The sequence below is a fragment of the Chromobacterium sp. Panama genome, assembly GCF_003052555.1.
In the GTDB taxonomy this organism is placed as follows: Bacteria; Pseudomonadota; Gammaproteobacteria; order Burkholderiales; family Chromobacteriaceae; genus Chromobacterium.
This window is the reverse complement of the sequence record NZ_QARX01000001.1, coordinates 4,797,716-4,811,532: the sequence shown is the minus strand read 5'-3', so window position 1 is coordinate 4,811,532 and position 13,817 is coordinate 4,797,716. Positions and strand designations below refer to the sequence as shown.

At 64.7% G+C, this 13,817-nt stretch carries 12 protein-coding genes; 4 read left to right on the top strand and 8 right to left on the bottom strand.

Annotated elements, in window-relative coordinates:
• Nucleotides 1-409: 409 nt before the first annotated feature.
• Nucleotides 410-1,024 carry a LysE family transporter gene (locus tag DB032_RS21630; protein ID WP_107801268.1) on the bottom strand — a complete coding sequence of 205 codons (615 nt, stop codon included), beginning with the start codon at nt 1,022-1,024 and terminating at the stop codon, nt 410-412.
• A 28-nt stretch (nt 1,025-1,052) separates the two neighbouring features.
• A complete protein-coding gene (locus tag DB032_RS21625; RefSeq protein WP_107801267.1) occupies nt 1,053-3,128 on the bottom strand; it encodes a methyl-accepting chemotaxis protein in 2,076 nt (691 codons plus the stop codon).
• Nucleotides 3,129-3,621: 493 nt separating this feature from the next.
• On the opposite strand from DB032_RS21625, the gene DB032_RS21620 reads away from it, so the two are divergent.
• Nucleotides 3,622-4,836 carry an HD-GYP domain-containing protein gene (locus DB032_RS21620; RefSeq protein ID WP_107801266.1) on the top strand — a complete coding sequence of 405 codons (1,215 nt, stop codon included), beginning with the start codon at nt 3,622-3,624 and terminating at the stop codon, nt 4,834-4,836.
• Between the two features lie 28 nt (nt 4,837-4,864).
• On the opposite strand, the gene DB032_RS21615 is transcribed toward DB032_RS21620, so the two are convergent.
• Nucleotides 4,865-5,590 (bottom strand): 16S rRNA (uracil(1498)-N(3))-methyltransferase, encoded by a 726-nt coding sequence (locus tag DB032_RS21615; RefSeq protein ID WP_107802070.1) that lies wholly within the window; start codon nt 5,588-5,590, stop codon nt 4,865-4,867.
• A gap of 96 nt (nt 5,591-5,686) precedes the next feature.
• Between DB032_RS21615 and DB032_RS21610 the strand changes: the two genes are divergently transcribed.
• Complete coding sequence (locus DB032_RS21610; protein WP_197081382.1) at nt 5,687-6,472, top strand: inositol monophosphatase family protein; 786 nt, start codon at nt 5,687-5,689, stop codon at nt 6,470-6,472.
• A 6-nt stretch (nt 6,473-6,478) separates the two neighbouring features.
• On the opposite strand, the gene DB032_RS21605 is transcribed toward DB032_RS21610, so the two are convergent.
• The 5 genes from DB032_RS21605 to DB032_RS21585 all read right to left on the bottom strand — a co-directional run bounded on the left by DB032_RS21605 (nt 6,479) and on the right by DB032_RS21585 (nt 11,315).
• On the bottom strand, nt 6,479-6,826 hold the full coding sequence (locus tag DB032_RS21605) for a DMT family protein (RefSeq protein ID WP_107801265.1): 348 nt from the start codon (nt 6,824-6,826) through the stop codon (nt 6,479-6,481).
• A 9-nt stretch (nt 6,827-6,835) separates the two neighbouring features.
• On the bottom strand, nt 6,836-7,027 hold the full coding sequence (locus DB032_RS21600; RefSeq protein ID WP_107801264.1) for a Lar family restriction alleviation protein: 192 nt from the start codon (nt 7,025-7,027) through the stop codon (nt 6,836-6,838).
• 72 nt (nt 7,028-7,099) lie between these two features.
• Nucleotides 7,100-8,434 (bottom strand): SGNH/GDSL hydrolase family protein, encoded by a 1,335-nt coding sequence (locus DB032_RS21595; RefSeq protein WP_107801263.1) that lies wholly within the window; start codon nt 8,432-8,434, stop codon nt 7,100-7,102.
• A gap of 261 nt (nt 8,435-8,695) precedes the next feature.
• Complete coding sequence (locus DB032_RS21590; protein WP_107801262.1) at nt 8,696-9,709, bottom strand: class I SAM-dependent rRNA methyltransferase; 1,014 nt, start codon at nt 9,707-9,709, stop codon at nt 8,696-8,698.
• A gap of 247 nt (nt 9,710-9,956) precedes the next feature.
• Nucleotides 9,957-11,315, bottom strand: a complete 1,359-nt coding sequence (locus tag DB032_RS21585) for an SGNH/GDSL hydrolase family protein (protein WP_233246760.1) — start codon at nt 11,313-11,315, stop codon at nt 9,957-9,959.
• 283 nt (nt 11,316-11,598) lie between these two features.
• Here DB032_RS21585 and DB032_RS21580 point away from each other — a divergent pair, with 283 nt between their 5' ends.
• Together DB032_RS21580 and DB032_RS21575 are read left to right on the top strand one after the other, a co-directional pair.
• A complete protein-coding gene (locus DB032_RS21580; protein WP_107801261.1) occupies nt 11,599-12,474 on the top strand; it encodes an HD domain-containing phosphohydrolase in 876 nt (291 codons plus the stop codon).
• Between the two features lie 325 nt (nt 12,475-12,799).
• Nucleotides 12,800-13,735: an alpha/beta hydrolase gene (locus DB032_RS21575; RefSeq protein ID WP_107801260.1), complete on the top strand. Its 936-nt coding sequence runs from the start codon at nt 12,800-12,802 to the stop codon at nt 13,733-13,735.
• Nucleotides 13,736-13,817: the final 82 nt, after the last annotated feature.

The following is a 13,817-nucleotide window of genomic DNA, read 5'->3' as shown; positions in this document are numbered from 1 at the left end:
AAAAGCCCCTGGCATCAGGAGCTTGTTTTATTACTGCGTCGGGGTCCGGGAACGGCAAGGCCTCGCGCCAACGCCAGATCGCCGCCGTGGCGGGCGGTGCGTCGTGCGGGAAGCGTCGTTGCGTGGTTCATTGCCTGTGGTCCGAACAAAATTGCGGGATTGTAATCCCAATTCCGGATCGACGGTAAGACCCGTGTCGCATTTATCGAAATTGATGGCAGAAAAGGGACACTTCCGCGCGCGGGCAAGCTGGAGCCCAGAGCCTGTTCAAAGTCTCGCGAGCTAGAGCGAGACAAGGCCTTGCGGCTGAGAAAGCGGAATGTACTCGTGGCAGATGAGCATTTCGAAGCCGGTTTCAACGCTATTTTCCATCCATTCTGCCGACGCGCAGCAGACTGTGAACAGGTTCTCAGCGCAGCGCGTATTTGATCCCCAGGCTGAGAAAACAGACGCCCAGCAAGCGCTTGAGCAGCAGGCGGCCGCCGGGGGCGAACGCGCGGCGGCGCAGATGGCCGGCCAGCCACACCAGCAGCGCCAGGTAGAGCATATTGATCAGGCAGAACACCGCGGCCAGCTGTGCGAAGCCGGCCGGGCCGGCGCGGCCGGCGTCCAGGAATTGCGGGAAGAAGGCCATGAAGAACAGGATGGCCTTGGGGTTGGCCAGGGTGATCAACAGCGAGCGGCGGAAGCAGGCGCCGGGGCTGTGTTGCGCCGGTGCGGTCACGGCCGCGGCTCCGCCGTTGCGGCGGAACAGCAGCCTTGCGCCCAGCCAGGCCAGGTACAGCGCGCCGGCGTAGCGCAGCAGTTCGAACCAGCCGGGGTGGGCGGCCAGCAGCGCCGCCACGCCGCCGCCGGCCAGCGCGATCAGGATCAGATCGCCGGCCAGCAAACCGGCCTGGGCCGCGTAACCCGCGCGCAGCCCGCCGCCGCTCAGCGCGCCGAGGATGGACAGGGTGCCGGCGCCCGGCGTCACCACCAGCAGCAGCGAGGCGGCGACAAACGGCCACCAGTCGATTGCCGTCATCAGGGTTGTCCTTTCGCGGTCCGGCGGTTCAAGTGCGGAAATCGCCCACCAGCGCCTCCAGCCGCGCCGACAATTCGCGCAGATGGCCGACCGAGGCGGCCACCTGGCGCACCACGTCGCTATTGCTCTGCGCCATGCTGCTGATGCGCTCCACGTTCTGGGCGATCTCCAGGCTGGCGGCGGATTGCTCGCGGGTGGAGGAGGCGATGTCGACGATGCTGCCCACCAGGCCGTGGCTGCGGTCCAGCACGGTCTGCATCGCCTGATTGGCGTCTTCGGCGATGGCCACGCTATTACCCACCAGCTGGCTGCTCTTTTGCACATCGCTGACCGCGTCGCGGGTTTCCTGGCCGATGGCGTTGACGATGCGGCTGATCTCCACCGTGGCCTCGGCGGTGCGGCCGGCCAGATTGCGCACCTCGTCCGCCACCACGGCGAAGCCGCGGCCCATTTCCCCGGCGCGCGCCGCTTCGATCGCCGCGTTCAGCGCCAAGAGATTGGTCTGGTCCGCGATGTCCTTGATCACGTTGACGATGGTGCTGACCTCGGCCGAACGCGCGCCCAGGCCGTTCACCCGTTCCGCCAGCGCGTGCATATTGTCGGTCATGCGGCGGATTTCGGCGGTGACCTGGTTGACGGTGGCGACGCTCTGCTCGGTCAGGCTGCCGGTTTCCCGCGCGGTGCTCTCCGCCAGTTGGGCGGTGTTGGCGATGTGCTGCACGCTGACGGTGACTTCCTCCACGCCGGCGGCGGTGGCGCTGGCGGCGTCCGATTGCGAGGCGGAGGCGCTTTCCACTTGGCGCGCGGACTCCTGCAGGGACACCGCCGCCGCGGTGACCGCCAGGCTTTGTTCGCGCACCTCCACGAACATGTCGCGCAGGCTGGCGATGAAGCGGTTGAAGGCGTCGGCGGTGCGGCCGATTTCGTCGCGGTTGCGGATCGGGATGCGTATGGTCAGATCGCCCTTGCCGGACGCCAGCTGTTCCATGGTGGCGGCCAGATGGTTCAGCGGCCGGGTCAGCGCGCGCACCACGCCGGCCAGCACCAGCAGGATCAGCGCCAGCGCCACCGCGCCGATCAGCACCGCGGTCAGGCTTTGCCTGCGCGCGTCGGCGGTGATGGCGGCGGTGGGAATGCTGACGCCCAGCGTCCAGAACTGGCCGGTATTGGCCACTTTGACCGGGTGGAAGAAGTGGGTGAAGCCGCCGGCCTCGTAGACGAAGTCCTCGCCTTGCTTGATCTTGGCCAGATAGGGCGTCAGCGGGCTGTCCTTCGGCGCGGGTTTGCCCAGCAGGCCGGCTTCCGGGTTCACCACGTAGAGGCCGCCTTCTGACAGCATGCTGACGTAGCCGGTTTCATACAGCCGGATCTGGCCGAATTTTTTTTGCAGATCGTCCAGCGCGATGTCGGTGGCGGACACGCCCAGCATCTTGCCGGCGGCGTCCTTGATCACCACGGCCAGCGAGCTTTCCAGGATCTTGCGGTTCTGCACCTCGTAGGGGTAGGGCTCGGTGATGGTGTCGCGGCCGCGTTGCTTGGGCACGTAGTAGAAATCGCCCCAGCCCGGTTTTTCGTAGTCCGGCTGATAGCTTTCCGGATGCTCCTTGAACTTGGGGAATTCCTTGACCCGGTCCGCCGACATCATCACGTCCATCTGCGCCTTGCCCTTGTCGTTCTTGGTGACATAGGGCTGGTAGCGGCCGGTGGGGTCGTGGCGCGGCCAGTCCAGGCGGAAGCCGTTGTCGTTGCCGTCGAAGGCGTTGGGCTCCCACAGCATCCACAGGCCCACGGATTGCGGCGCGTTGTCCAGCATCTGCTGGATGGTGTTGTCGGTGTGCTTGCGGTCCGGGTGCGCGACGCGCTGTATGCCCTGCACCGCGTCGGCCAGATGGCGCGGCAGGGTGAAGTTGCGGGCGAAGTCGCTTTCCGCGTCCTTGGCGTAGCTGCTGGCCTGTTCCGAGGCCAGCTTGTAGCCCTGGTCCACTGCCGAGCTATAGCTCTGCCAGGCGATCAGGCCGATCATGACGGCGAAGCCGACGGCGATGGCGGCCGCGGCCACCAGAATGATGCGGGTGCTCAGGCGGCCCCATTTCTGCTGTTCCATTCTTCTTTCCCCAATACCTTGCGAAGCTTGTTCTATGGCGGTCTGCCGCGGCCGCGCGCGAGCGGAGGCGAAGCCCGGCGTCTTGCCCTTATTTATAGACATTAAAGCCAGAGCCACGCACCGGTCCATGCCGACGCGCTAAAAGCGGGCCGCGGAGCGGCCGAACGTGGGGAGCGCGCCACAGCGGACGCGGCGGCAATATTTACAGCCGCGTGACAAGCGGCGGCGCGCTGCGTTATCTAGCAGGCTTTGCGCGAGTTTGACGGTGAATTCGCACGTCATGCGAAGCCGCTTGCCTGACCGACGGGCTAATGGAATACCTTGCAAATGCCGATAGTGGAGTTGATGCTGAAAGAAGGCGCGCCCGGGCGGCAAGGGGCGGGCCGGTCCATTTTCGCCGGCGACATTGGCCGGCGGGGTCTGGGTGACAGGATGGCGGAGACGCATGCGCGCGGCCGGCGGCTCAGGCGCGCGGCGGGATAAAGAGCACAGAATGATCAAGTGCATAGAAGTGGCCGATCTCAAGGTGGGCATGTACATCCACGATCTGAACTGTGATTGGATGTCGCACCCCTTTTTGCTTAAGCGTTTTTTGATCAAGCACGAGGAAGAGATCCACAAGATCGCCGACTCCGGCATTCACGAGGTGTACATCGACACGCGCAAGGGCTTGGATCTGCCTTCCGCGCCGACCGCCACCGAGGTGAAGAAGCTGCTGGAGGAGCAGATCCGCGAGTTCGGCAGCAGCGAAACCATTTTGGAGCGGCAGGTGGAGGCCGGCGCCGAGTTCGGCCGCGCCCAGCTGATCCACAGCGAAGCCAACCAGATCATCCAGGGCATTCTCAAGGACGTGCGCCTGGGCAAGCAGGTGGAGCTGGAGATGGTGGAGCCCTCGGTGAGCAAGATGACCTCGTCCATCCTGCGCAACGGCGGCGCGCTGCTGTCGCTGTGCCGGATCAAGGACAAGGACAATTACACCTTCCAGCATTCGGTCAGCGTCGGCGCCTTGATGGTCAGTTTCTGCAACGCGATGGGGATGAGCAAGGAGGTGATTCATCACGCCGGCATCGGCGGCATGCTGCACGATATCGGCAAGATGAAGATTCCGGACCGCATCCTCAACAAGCCGGGCAAATTGACCGAGCAGGAGTTCTCGGTGATGAAGTGCCATGTGGTGGAGAGCAAGCAGATCCTGCTGCAAACCACCGGCATTTCCGAAACCGCGGTGCTGGTGGCGGCCCAGCACCATGAGCGCCACGACGGCAGCGGCTATCCGGCCGGGCTCAAGGGCGAGGAGATTTCACAACTGGGGCAGATGGCGGCCATCGTCGACGTCTACGACGCGCTGACCTCGGACCGCTGCTATCACAAGGGCATGGCGCCCACCGACGCCTTGCGCAAGATCTACGAGTGGTCGAAGTTCCACTTCAATCCGCAGCTGGTGCAGGCCTTTATGCGCAGCATAGGCATTTATCCTATCGGCACCCTGGTGCGGCTGGAGAGCGGCCGGCTGGGCGTGGTGGTGGAGCAGAACGAGAGCAATCTGATCTCGCCCAAGGTGAAGGTGTTTTTCAGCACCAAGAGCAATGTCTACATCCCCCCGGAGCTGGTGGACCTGTCGCGCGGCATGGGTTTCGGCGGCGGCGACCGCATCGTCAAACATGAGTCGCCGGACAAGTGGAAGATAGATCCGCTGCGTTTCCTATAGCGGGGCAGAGCGCCCCGCGCCGCTCGGGCTAGCGGTAATCCCCCCACACGGTCTGTATCGCCGCCACCGCGGCCAGCGCCGCGGTTTCGGTGCGCAGGATGCGCGGACCCAGTTTCAGCGGCGTCCAGCCGGCGCTTAGCGCCGCGGCTTCTTCGCGCGCGGAGTAACCGCCTTCCGGGCCGGCCATCAGCCAGGCGCGCGCCGGCGCGGTGGCGATGTCGGCCAGGCACCGGGTGCCGGCCGGAGACAGAATCAGCCGCGCGTCGGCGTCCGGAGCCTGTTTCAGCCATTGCTCCAGCGACAGGATGGGCAATACTTGAGGAATGGCGTTGCGGCCGCTTTGTTCGCAGGCGGAAATCACGATCTCCTGCCAGCGGGCCACGCGCTTGTCGGCGCGCTCGCCGGACAACTTGACGATGGAGCGCTCCGCGGCGATGGGCTGGAACGCGGATATACCCATTTCCACGCCTTTTTGCAGGGTGAACTCCATTTTGTCGCCGCCGGAAATGGCTTGGGCCAGGCCCAGCCAGATCGGCGTTTCACGTGAAACGTCGTCGAAGCCTTCGATGAGGCAATGCGCATCGCGCTTCATCACCGCGTCCAGCGTGGCGGCGTACTCGCCGCCGCGGCCGTTGAACAGGGTGACGGCGTCGCCGGCGCCTAGCCGCAACACCTGGACATGGCGCACCACGGTGTCCGGCAGGGCCAGCGTTTGGCCGACGCTGAGGTCGGCGTCAATGTAAAACCTGGGCATGACGTATTGAAAGTCGCTGTTGATACCGGTATTTTGCTTTGTTTGCTGCGATTGCAGCAAATAGATTGCAGCGGCCTTGGGGGAAAACGAATGCAGGTGCTGGAACAGGTGATGCAGGTGCTCAGGGAAGTGGCGCGCGACGAGGTGATGCCGCGCTTTTTGCGAGTGGGCAAAAGCCGCAAGGACGACGGCACGCTGTTCACCGAGGCCGATATGGCTTGCCAGCAGGCTTTGCAGGCCGCCTTGCCCCGCATCCTGCCGCACCCGGTGTTGGGCGAGGAGATGGAATTGGCCGAGCAGGACCGGCTGTGGGCGGAAAATCAGGACGGTTTGTGGGTGGTGGACCCGATAGACGGCACCACCAACTTCGTCAACGGCCTGCCGTATTTCGCCATCTCAGTCGGCCTGATGGTGGGCGGCAAGAGCCGGCTGGGCGTGATCTACAACCCCGTGTCCCAGGAAATGTTCTACGCCAGCCGCGGCGAGGGCGCTTATCTGAACGGTCAGCGCCTGCCCCTGAAAACCGTGGTCAACACCATGTGCGACGCCATCGCCAGCGTGGAGGTCAAATACCTGCGCTCCGGCAAGCTGGCCGCGCGCATCGGCAGCACCTGCCCCTGCGGCAGCCTGCGCAATCTGGGTTCCAGCACGCTGGATTGGTGTTATCTGGCGGCCGGCCGCTACGATCTTTATCTTCATGGCGGCCAGCGGCTGTGGGATTACGCCGCCGGCGCGGTGATCCTGGAAGAAGCCGGCGGCCAGATCGCCAGCCTCAACAGCGACGATTACTGGAGCGATGTGATCTGGAAGCGTTCCGCCATCGCCGCGCTCAATCCGGAGTTGTTCTCCCAATGGCATCGCTGGGTGCGCGCCAACCAGTAGCCGGCTTCAGCCGCGGAACATGAAGTAGACTGCGCCCACCAGACACAGCCCGGCCCAGACATAGTCCCAGCGGAAGGGCTGGTTCATGTAGAACACCGCGAACGGTATGAATACCGACAGCGATATCACTTCCTGAATGATCTTCAGCTGCGACAGCGTCATCGCGCCGTAGCCGACGCGGTTGGCCGGCACCTGCAGCAAATACTCGAACAAGGCGATACCCCAGCTGGCCAGCGCGGCCAGCCACCAGGGCTTGGAAGACATGTCCTTCAGGTGGGCGTACCAGGCGAAGGTCATGAACACATTGGACAACACCAGCAGCAGCGGCGTCAGCAGATAGGGCGAGAGATTCATGGTGCGCGCTCAGCGGCCGGCGTTCCAGTTGGCGACGGCTTCTTTCTTGTTGTCGGTCTGGGCGCCGATGGCGCTGCAATTGCCGTTGTCCGGATAGCGGCTGCATTGCACCCAGAAGCGGCGGGAGCCGGCCTTGACCAGCAAGGCGGGCGCGCCGCATTTGGGGCAGGGTCTGAGGGCGGTTTGCGGTGTCTGGCTCATGGCGGAAAGTCCGGCTGAAACCGGCATCTTACCCCAAGCCGCCGCGCCATGGCGGCGGCTTGGGGTCAGCGCTTAGCGGCGCGCCTTCAGCGCCGCCGCGGCGGAGACCGCCGGATCCGCGGCCTTGACGAAGTTGGCGACATAGCCGCCCAACAGCTTATGCGTGTGGGTGGTGGGGTGCAGCACGTCCCAGAACACGAAGGCGTCCGGATTGCCGCATTCCGCGCGCGGCTTCTGCTCCCAGATATAGGGCAGGCTGGCGTTGCCGGCGATGTCCAGGCAGGACTGGGTGGCGTTGCTGACCTGGTACTTGGCCGGATGGTCGAGCAGGTCGTCGAACAAGGTGTTGCTGTCGAACAGATTCAGCTTCAGCGTGCTGCCGTACTTCTGCTGCAATTGCGTGATCAGCAGCGCCAGCTTGGCGTTGTAGTCGCGCACTTGCGGCGCCAGCGCGGCGGCCTTGCCGCTGGCCTGGGCCGCAGGGGTGCGGGCCAGATTGGGCAGGTTAAGCACCACGATGTGACGCGCGCCGGCGGCGATGATGCGTTCCAGCGCCTTGCCCTGATCGCTTATCACCTGGTCCACGGTGCGACCGTAGTTGAGCAAGTCGTTGCCGCCTATCAGCATGGTGAACAGGGTGTTTTCCGGCCGGTAATTGGCGGCTTTCTGCATGTATTGCGACCATGATTCCACCTGCTGCAGCAAGCCCGGCACCACCAGGTGCTGATCGCCGGCGGAGCCGCCTATCGCCCAGTTGTAGATCGGCAGCTTCAGCTGCTCGGCCAGATATTCCACCCAGACCCGGTCGTTGCTGAAGCGGCCGATGAACCAGCTCTTGGCGTTGGGCAGCCGCCATTGCGAGGCGCCGTACATGTTCTGAGTGTCGGACAGGCTGTCGCCGAACACGATCAGCTTGTTGACGCCGGCCGGCTGGCTGGCGTTGTCCTGGCTCCAGATGGTGTGGTTGTAGGACATCTGGTTGTTGGCGGCGGCGTACAGCGCCACCGGGCGGTTGAGGCCCTTGGCCGCGAGCGTCTTCTGGCAGACGGCGGCCAGGGTGTCCTGGGCCACGTCGCTGTAGAACATATTCTTCAGCGCGATGATGCTGCCGGACCACCAGTAGCCGTTGACGCGGTAGTAATCGCCGCTGCTGGGGTCCAGCGCCCAGTGGTAATTGGTTTGCGGCTTGCCGGGGCTCATGTCCAGCCGGTAATAGCAGCGCAGATAGGTGTAGGTGGCGGCTCCCATCGCCACGGCCGGTTTGGCCGCCGCGGCCTTGACCTGGGCTTCGCTGAGCGGGCCGCCCGGGGACAGATAGTCCAGTTGCGGGTCCAGCTGGGCGTGAACCTGGCTGGCGGCGAACAGGCCGGCCGCGGCCAGCAGGCCGCGTAGCAGTTGAGGTTTCATAGAGACTTTCCCGATACGTGATTTGAGTCAAGCTGTCTGTTGTATGCCGTCTAGCGCGGCTGTAGCGGCGTGATGCCGTACCGGGATCTTTAAGTATTTACAGGTGAAAATAAACGGTAATTTTAAATCATCCGTAAAAATGCCATATGGTTCAAACGGTGTGGTTTTTCATGCAAAAGCGCCCGCGCAAGGCGGGCGTTTAGCCAGATTGGATCTGGTCGCGGCAACTGGGGCGTAGCCTCAAGCCGTCAAGAGCACAGATCAGACGCTGAGCGCGACAATCTTCAAGGGATGTTTGCCGTCCGGGCTGGGGAAGTCCGCGTCCGGGCTTATCCATTCCGCCGCGCGCACTTCGCGGCCGGCCTTGGCCGCGCTGCGCTGGAGCGCTTCCAGCCAGGCGTCGCCGTCCACTTGCGCGACGTTGTTGCAGCAGATCAGCGTGCCGCCGGGCGCGGTGGCCAGCAGCGCCGGCTTGAACAGCGCCTGGTAGTCGTTGATCAGGTCCACCACGCCGAAGGGGCTCTTGGAGTAGCGCGGCGGGTCCAGGAACACCAGGTCGAACTGGCGCGCTTCCAGTTTGGGGAAGGGCGGCATTTTCTTGCCGCGCACGCGTTCCGGCTGGCCGATGCCGGACAGCTGGCGGAGGGCGGCGAACACATCGCTCTGTACGCAGCGCGGGCGGGTGGCCAGCAGATTGAGCTTGGCGTTGGCGCGGCCGATGCTGAGGCTGGATTCGGCGAAGTCGACGTTCATCACGAAGCTGGCGCCGGCCTTGGCCGCGGCCACGCCGACGCCGCAAGTGTAGGCGAACAGATTGAGCACGCTCTTGCCGGCCGCCAGCTGCATCACATGACGGCGCGCGGCGCGCAGGTCCAGGAACAGCCACGGGTCCTGGCCCTTGTGGCGCGCGCGGTAGTGGTAGTTGACGCCCAGCTCGCGAATGGTGTGGTCGGCTTCGGCCTCGGCCTGCTGTTCCAGGCTCAGCGCGTTGCCGATGCGCGAATTGCCGGCGCTGCGGTCGTTGTACATCAGCGGCAGGCCGGGGTGGCTGGCCTGGTAATGGGCGCGGATCTCCGCCAGCTCGTCGTCGCTCAGCGGCTGGTGAAAGCTTTGCGCCAGCAGCTGCTCGCCGTAGCGGTCCACGGTCAGGCCGGGCATGCCTTCCACGCTGCCGTGAAACAGGCGGTAACAATTGGTGTCTTCGGCTTGCAGCCGGGCGATCAGTTCTGCGCGCGCCGCTTCGGCGCTGTGCAGCAATGGGGTCAGGGAGGACATCGGGGGCCTTCGCTTGCGGTTCCGGGCCGGCTCGCTGCGCGGAGGCGGGCGCGCCGGAAAATCCTTCATTGTATGCTTTGCCGCAGCCGCGCTCAAATGCGCGTCGGGAAAACCCTTTGCAAAACAATAGGCCAGGGGCGGGCCAAGCGCATCCGCGAGTCGCCCAAAGGCCCGGCAAAGCCGGGCCTCGTCCTCTCCGCGCGGGCTCAGGCCGCCTGCGGCGGCCTGTTGGAGAACGCGCGGCGGCTCAGCGGCGGGCCAGGGCGGCGGAGCCGTTCAGGAAGGCGTACACCTCGTCCGCCAGCACTTTATGCGTGCGGGTGGTGGGGTGCAGGGTGTCCCAGAACACGAAGCTGTCAGGATGGACGCAGTTGGCGCGCGGGCTCTGCGAACTCAGATAGTTGGTGCTGGAGTCTGCGTTGATGTTGAGGCAGGACTGGGTGGTGTTGTTGAACTGGTAGGCGGAGGGGTTGTTCAGCACCTTGTTGAACAGCGCGTAGCTGTCGAACACGCGCAGATTCAGGCCGCTGCCGTACTTGAGGCGCAGCTGGTCGGCCAGGGCGTTCAGACGCTGGTTGTAGTCGCGCACCTGGACGGCCACCTGGGCCGCGCCGGATTTGAACTGGAACACCGGCGCCCGCGACACGTCGGGCAGATTGAGCACCAGGATGTTGCGCGCGCCGGCGTCGATCAGGTTGGTCAGCGCCTGGCTCTGGCCGCCTATCACCTTGTCCACCGAGTTGTTGTAGTTCACGAAATCGTTGCCGCCGATCAGCATGGTGAACAAGGTGGTGGCCGGATCGTAGTCGCGGGCCTGCTTCATGTAATCCTTCCACGACTGCACCTGCTGCTGCACGCCGGGAATCACCAGTTTTTGCGTGTCCACGCCGGCGCCGCCTATCGCCCAGTTGTACACCGGCAGCTGCAGGCGGCCGGCCAGGTATTCCACCCACACCTGGCCATTGCTGAAGTGGCCTAGGAACCAGCTGTTGCGGTTGGGCAGCGTCCACATCGAGGCGTTGTAGACGTTCTGGTTGTCGGACAGGCTGTCGCCGAAGGCGACGATCTTGTTGACGGCGGCGCCCTGGCCGGCCTTGCCGTTGGTCCACACGGTGTAGTTGAAGGACAGCTGGTTGTCGGCGGCGAACACCATCGCCGGGTTCTGCTTAATGCCTTTTTTCTGCAAAGTGTTGCGGCAGACCGATTGCAGCGTGCTCTGCGCCACGTCGGTGTAATACATGTTTTTCCAGTCCAGCGCGCTGCTGGACCACCAGTAGCCGTTCAAGCGGTAGTAATCGCCGCTGCTGGGGTCCAGCCCCCACACGTAGTCGGTGGTGGGCTTGGCGGCGTCGCTGCCGGTGCGGTAATAGCAGCGCAAATAGGTGTAGGTGGCCGGGCCGGGCACCGACATCAGCTCGATATTGGCGTCGCCGCGCGCGGCGCGGCTCATCGGCGCCGGCGGAGCCGTCTTCAGCAGCTGTTCGCGGCTGAGCGGGCCGGACGAGGACAGCACATGGCTGTAGCGCGGATCGGGTTGAATCGGTTCGGCGGCGGCGGCATGGGCCAAGGGGCCCAGGGCAAGGCCCAGCAATAGCAGCGATTTCATTGTTGTCTCCTCGTGTGGAACGCCGTCAGGCGACGGCGAAAACGCATGGACCGGCGCCGCGGGCGGCGCGCAATCCGCGTGCCGCCTAGGCTAGCCAAGAAAAATGAAAATTTCATGCAAATGGAATGATTGCTCTATTTCCGGGCGTTTGACTGTCGTATTGCTGCCAGCGCAGCAAAGCCGCATTGATATGCCATATTGAAATCATTCGGCCTGAGTCGCCGCCGGAGCGCTTGCAGATATCGCTCTCGCGGCCGGGCCTCATCGGCATGCGGGGATAGAGATGCGACAAGCGCGGGAGCTGCTGAAAACGCTGTATACGATGGCGATGATGGTGGAGGCGCGCGACGCTTACACCGGCGGGCATTTATGGCGGGTGTCGCGGCTGTGCTACGCCTTGGCCGATCATCTGGGCCTGCCGCAGTCCGAGGTGGAACGCATCGCGCTGGGCGGCTTCCTGCACGATCTGGGCAAGGTGGGCGTGCCGGACGCGGTGCTGAACAAACCGGACAAGCTCAGCGACGCCGAATACGAGGTGATCAAGACCCATCCGCAGGTGGGCGCGGATTTGTTGAGCGATCATCCCTTGGCGGAACTGGCGCTGGACGCGGTGCTGCGCCATCACGAAACGCCGGACGGCCGCGGCTATCCGCAGGGGCTGAGGGACAAGGAGATACCGCTGGCGGCGCGCATCGTCGGCATCGCCGACGCCTTCGACGCGATGACCAGCACCCGGCCGTACCGGCAGGGCATGCCCAAGGAGCGCGCCTTGGCCATCATCCGGGAGAATCTGGGCAGCCAGTTCGACCGCGAACTGGGAGAGCGCTTCATCCAGCTGGGCGAGGCCGGCCGTTTCGATCACATCATCGGCCACAGCGAACCGGGCATTCCCTTGCAAAGCTGCCAGGGCTGCGGCCCCATCATCGCCGTGCCGCGCGGCACGGCCGACGGCGAGGAAATTTTCTGTCCCAGCTGCGCCGGCGGCTATAGGCTGACGCGGCGCGGGCCGAACCTGGAGCTGGCGCCGTCCGGCCGTTCCAATCCGGCGCAGGCGCGGCAACCGCGCGCCGACCCGGGGCTGATAGACGATTTGCTCTTGGGCGCCGAGCAGTTGTTGCAAACGCGCAAACCCAGCCTGCTGGAACGGCTGTTTGGTTGAGCGCCTAAGAGAGCCTGTTCAAAATCTCGCGAGCAAGGGCGAGACCAGGCGAAAACAGCCGAGGAAGCGGAATGTGCTCGTGCTGCATGAGCATTTCGAAGGTGTACTCTCCGTGTAACGCGTCCACGACGCGCAGCAGGCTTTGAACAGGTTCTAAGGGGGCGGGCATGCCAGGCGCGCGCGGCGGGCTTGCGCTGTAATACCAATGGTATAAGCTGGCTAAATCCGTAGACGGAATAGCCTGCCAGCGCGTTTCGCGTCCGGCTTCCCCTCTTCCCGCTTGCGCCCGAGCGCCGTCCTTCACGCTGGGCCGATAGGAGCTCGCATGCATCAGCTCGATCCCGCTCTGGCCGTCTGGCTGGAGGAATACAACCGCGAACTGGCCGAACTGGTGGCCAAAGGCTATAAGGCGACGTCGATCGGCGCGCGCGAAGCGCTGGCCAATCTGACCCGGCAGATGGTGACGCCGGGGCCGGACATCGCCTGGGTCAACGACGATCTGGTGTCGGGCCGCGACTTCACCGTGCCGGTGCGCATCTACCACCCGGACCCGAAGCGCGCGCTGCCGGTGCTGGCGTTTTTCCACGGCGGCGGACACATGGTGGGCAGCGTCAGCGTTTACGACCCGATCTGCCGGCGCCTGGCCGCCGCCAGCCAGCACGTGGTGGTGGCCGCCGACTACCGGCTGGCGCCGGAAAGCCCGTATCCGGCGGGCCTGCAGGACGCCGCCGTCGTGGCCAAGGGTTTGTGGCAGGCGCTGGACGCGCGCCAGCTGCCCTATGTGCGTCAGCTGTCGCTGGCCGGAGATTCCGCCGGCGGCGCGCTGACCTCCAGCCTCAGCGGCCTGGGCCAGTACGACGCCTCCTTGCGGATCAAGCGTCAGGTGCTGATCTATCCCAGCGTCGACTACACTTTGAGCCAGCCCTCGGTGGACGAGAACGGCGAAGGCTATTTGCTGACCAAGGCGCGGGTGGCCTGGTATTTCGACAATTACTTCCAGCATGCCGAGAACCGGCTGCAGGCTTCGCCGCTGCATGGCGGCTTCAGCCGCAAACTGCCGCCGACCCTGCTGGTGTCGGCCGGTTTCGATCCGCTGCGCGACGAGGCGTTTCTTTACGCGGACAAGCTGCGCGCGGCGGAGGTGGAGGCGGAGCACATGCACCTGGACGGCATGGTGCACGCCTTTCTCAATCTGGAGGCCATCGTGCCCGAGGCATGCCGCGCGGTGTATCAGCGCATCGGCGCCTTCCTCAACCGCTAGCGCCGCGCAGCCGGAAAGCAAAACCGCCGCCGGGTTGACCGGGCGGCGGTTTTTTACGCGGCGCCGTCATGCCGTTGTACTG

Coding starts and splice junctions, on each gene's coding strand:
- DB032_RS21630 (WP_107801268.1), bottom strand. CDS start 1,024: ATGACGGCAATCGACTGGTGGCCGTTTGTCGCCGCCTCGCTGCTGCTG.
- DB032_RS21605 (WP_107801265.1), bottom strand. CDS start 6,826: ATGAATCTCTCGCCCTATCTGCTGACGCCGCTGCTGCTGGTGTTGTCC.
- DB032_RS21590 (WP_107801262.1), bottom strand. CDS start 9,709: ATGTCCTCCCTGACCCCATTGCTGCACAGCGCCGAAGCGGCGCGCGCA.
- DB032_RS21585 (WP_233246760.1), bottom strand. CDS start 11,315: ATGAAATCGCTGCTATTGCTGGGCCTTGCCCTGGGCCCCTTGGCCCAT.
- DB032_RS21620 (WP_107801266.1), top strand. CDS start 3,622: ATGATCAAGTGCATAGAAGTGGCCGATCTCAAGGTGGGCATGTACATC.
- DB032_RS21575 (WP_107801260.1), top strand. CDS start 12,800: ATGCATCAGCTCGATCCCGCTCTGGCCGTCTGGCTGGAGGAATACAAC.
- DB032_RS21625 (WP_107801267.1), bottom strand. CDS start 3,128: ATGGAACAGCAGAAATGGGGCCGCCTGAGCACCCGCATCATTCTGGTG.
- DB032_RS21615 (WP_107802070.1), bottom strand. CDS start 5,590: ATGCCCAGGTTTTACATTGACGCCGACCTCAGCGTCGGCCAAACGCTG.
- DB032_RS21580 (WP_107801261.1), top strand. CDS start 11,599: ATGCGACAAGCGCGGGAGCTGCTGAAAACGCTGTATACGATGGCGATG.
- DB032_RS21600 (WP_107801264.1), bottom strand. CDS start 7,027: ATGAGCCAGACACCGCAAACCGCCCTCAGACCCTGCCCCAAATGCGGC.
- DB032_RS21595 (WP_107801263.1), bottom strand. CDS start 8,434: ATGAAACCTCAACTGCTACGCGGCCTGCTGGCCGCGGCCGGCCTGTTC.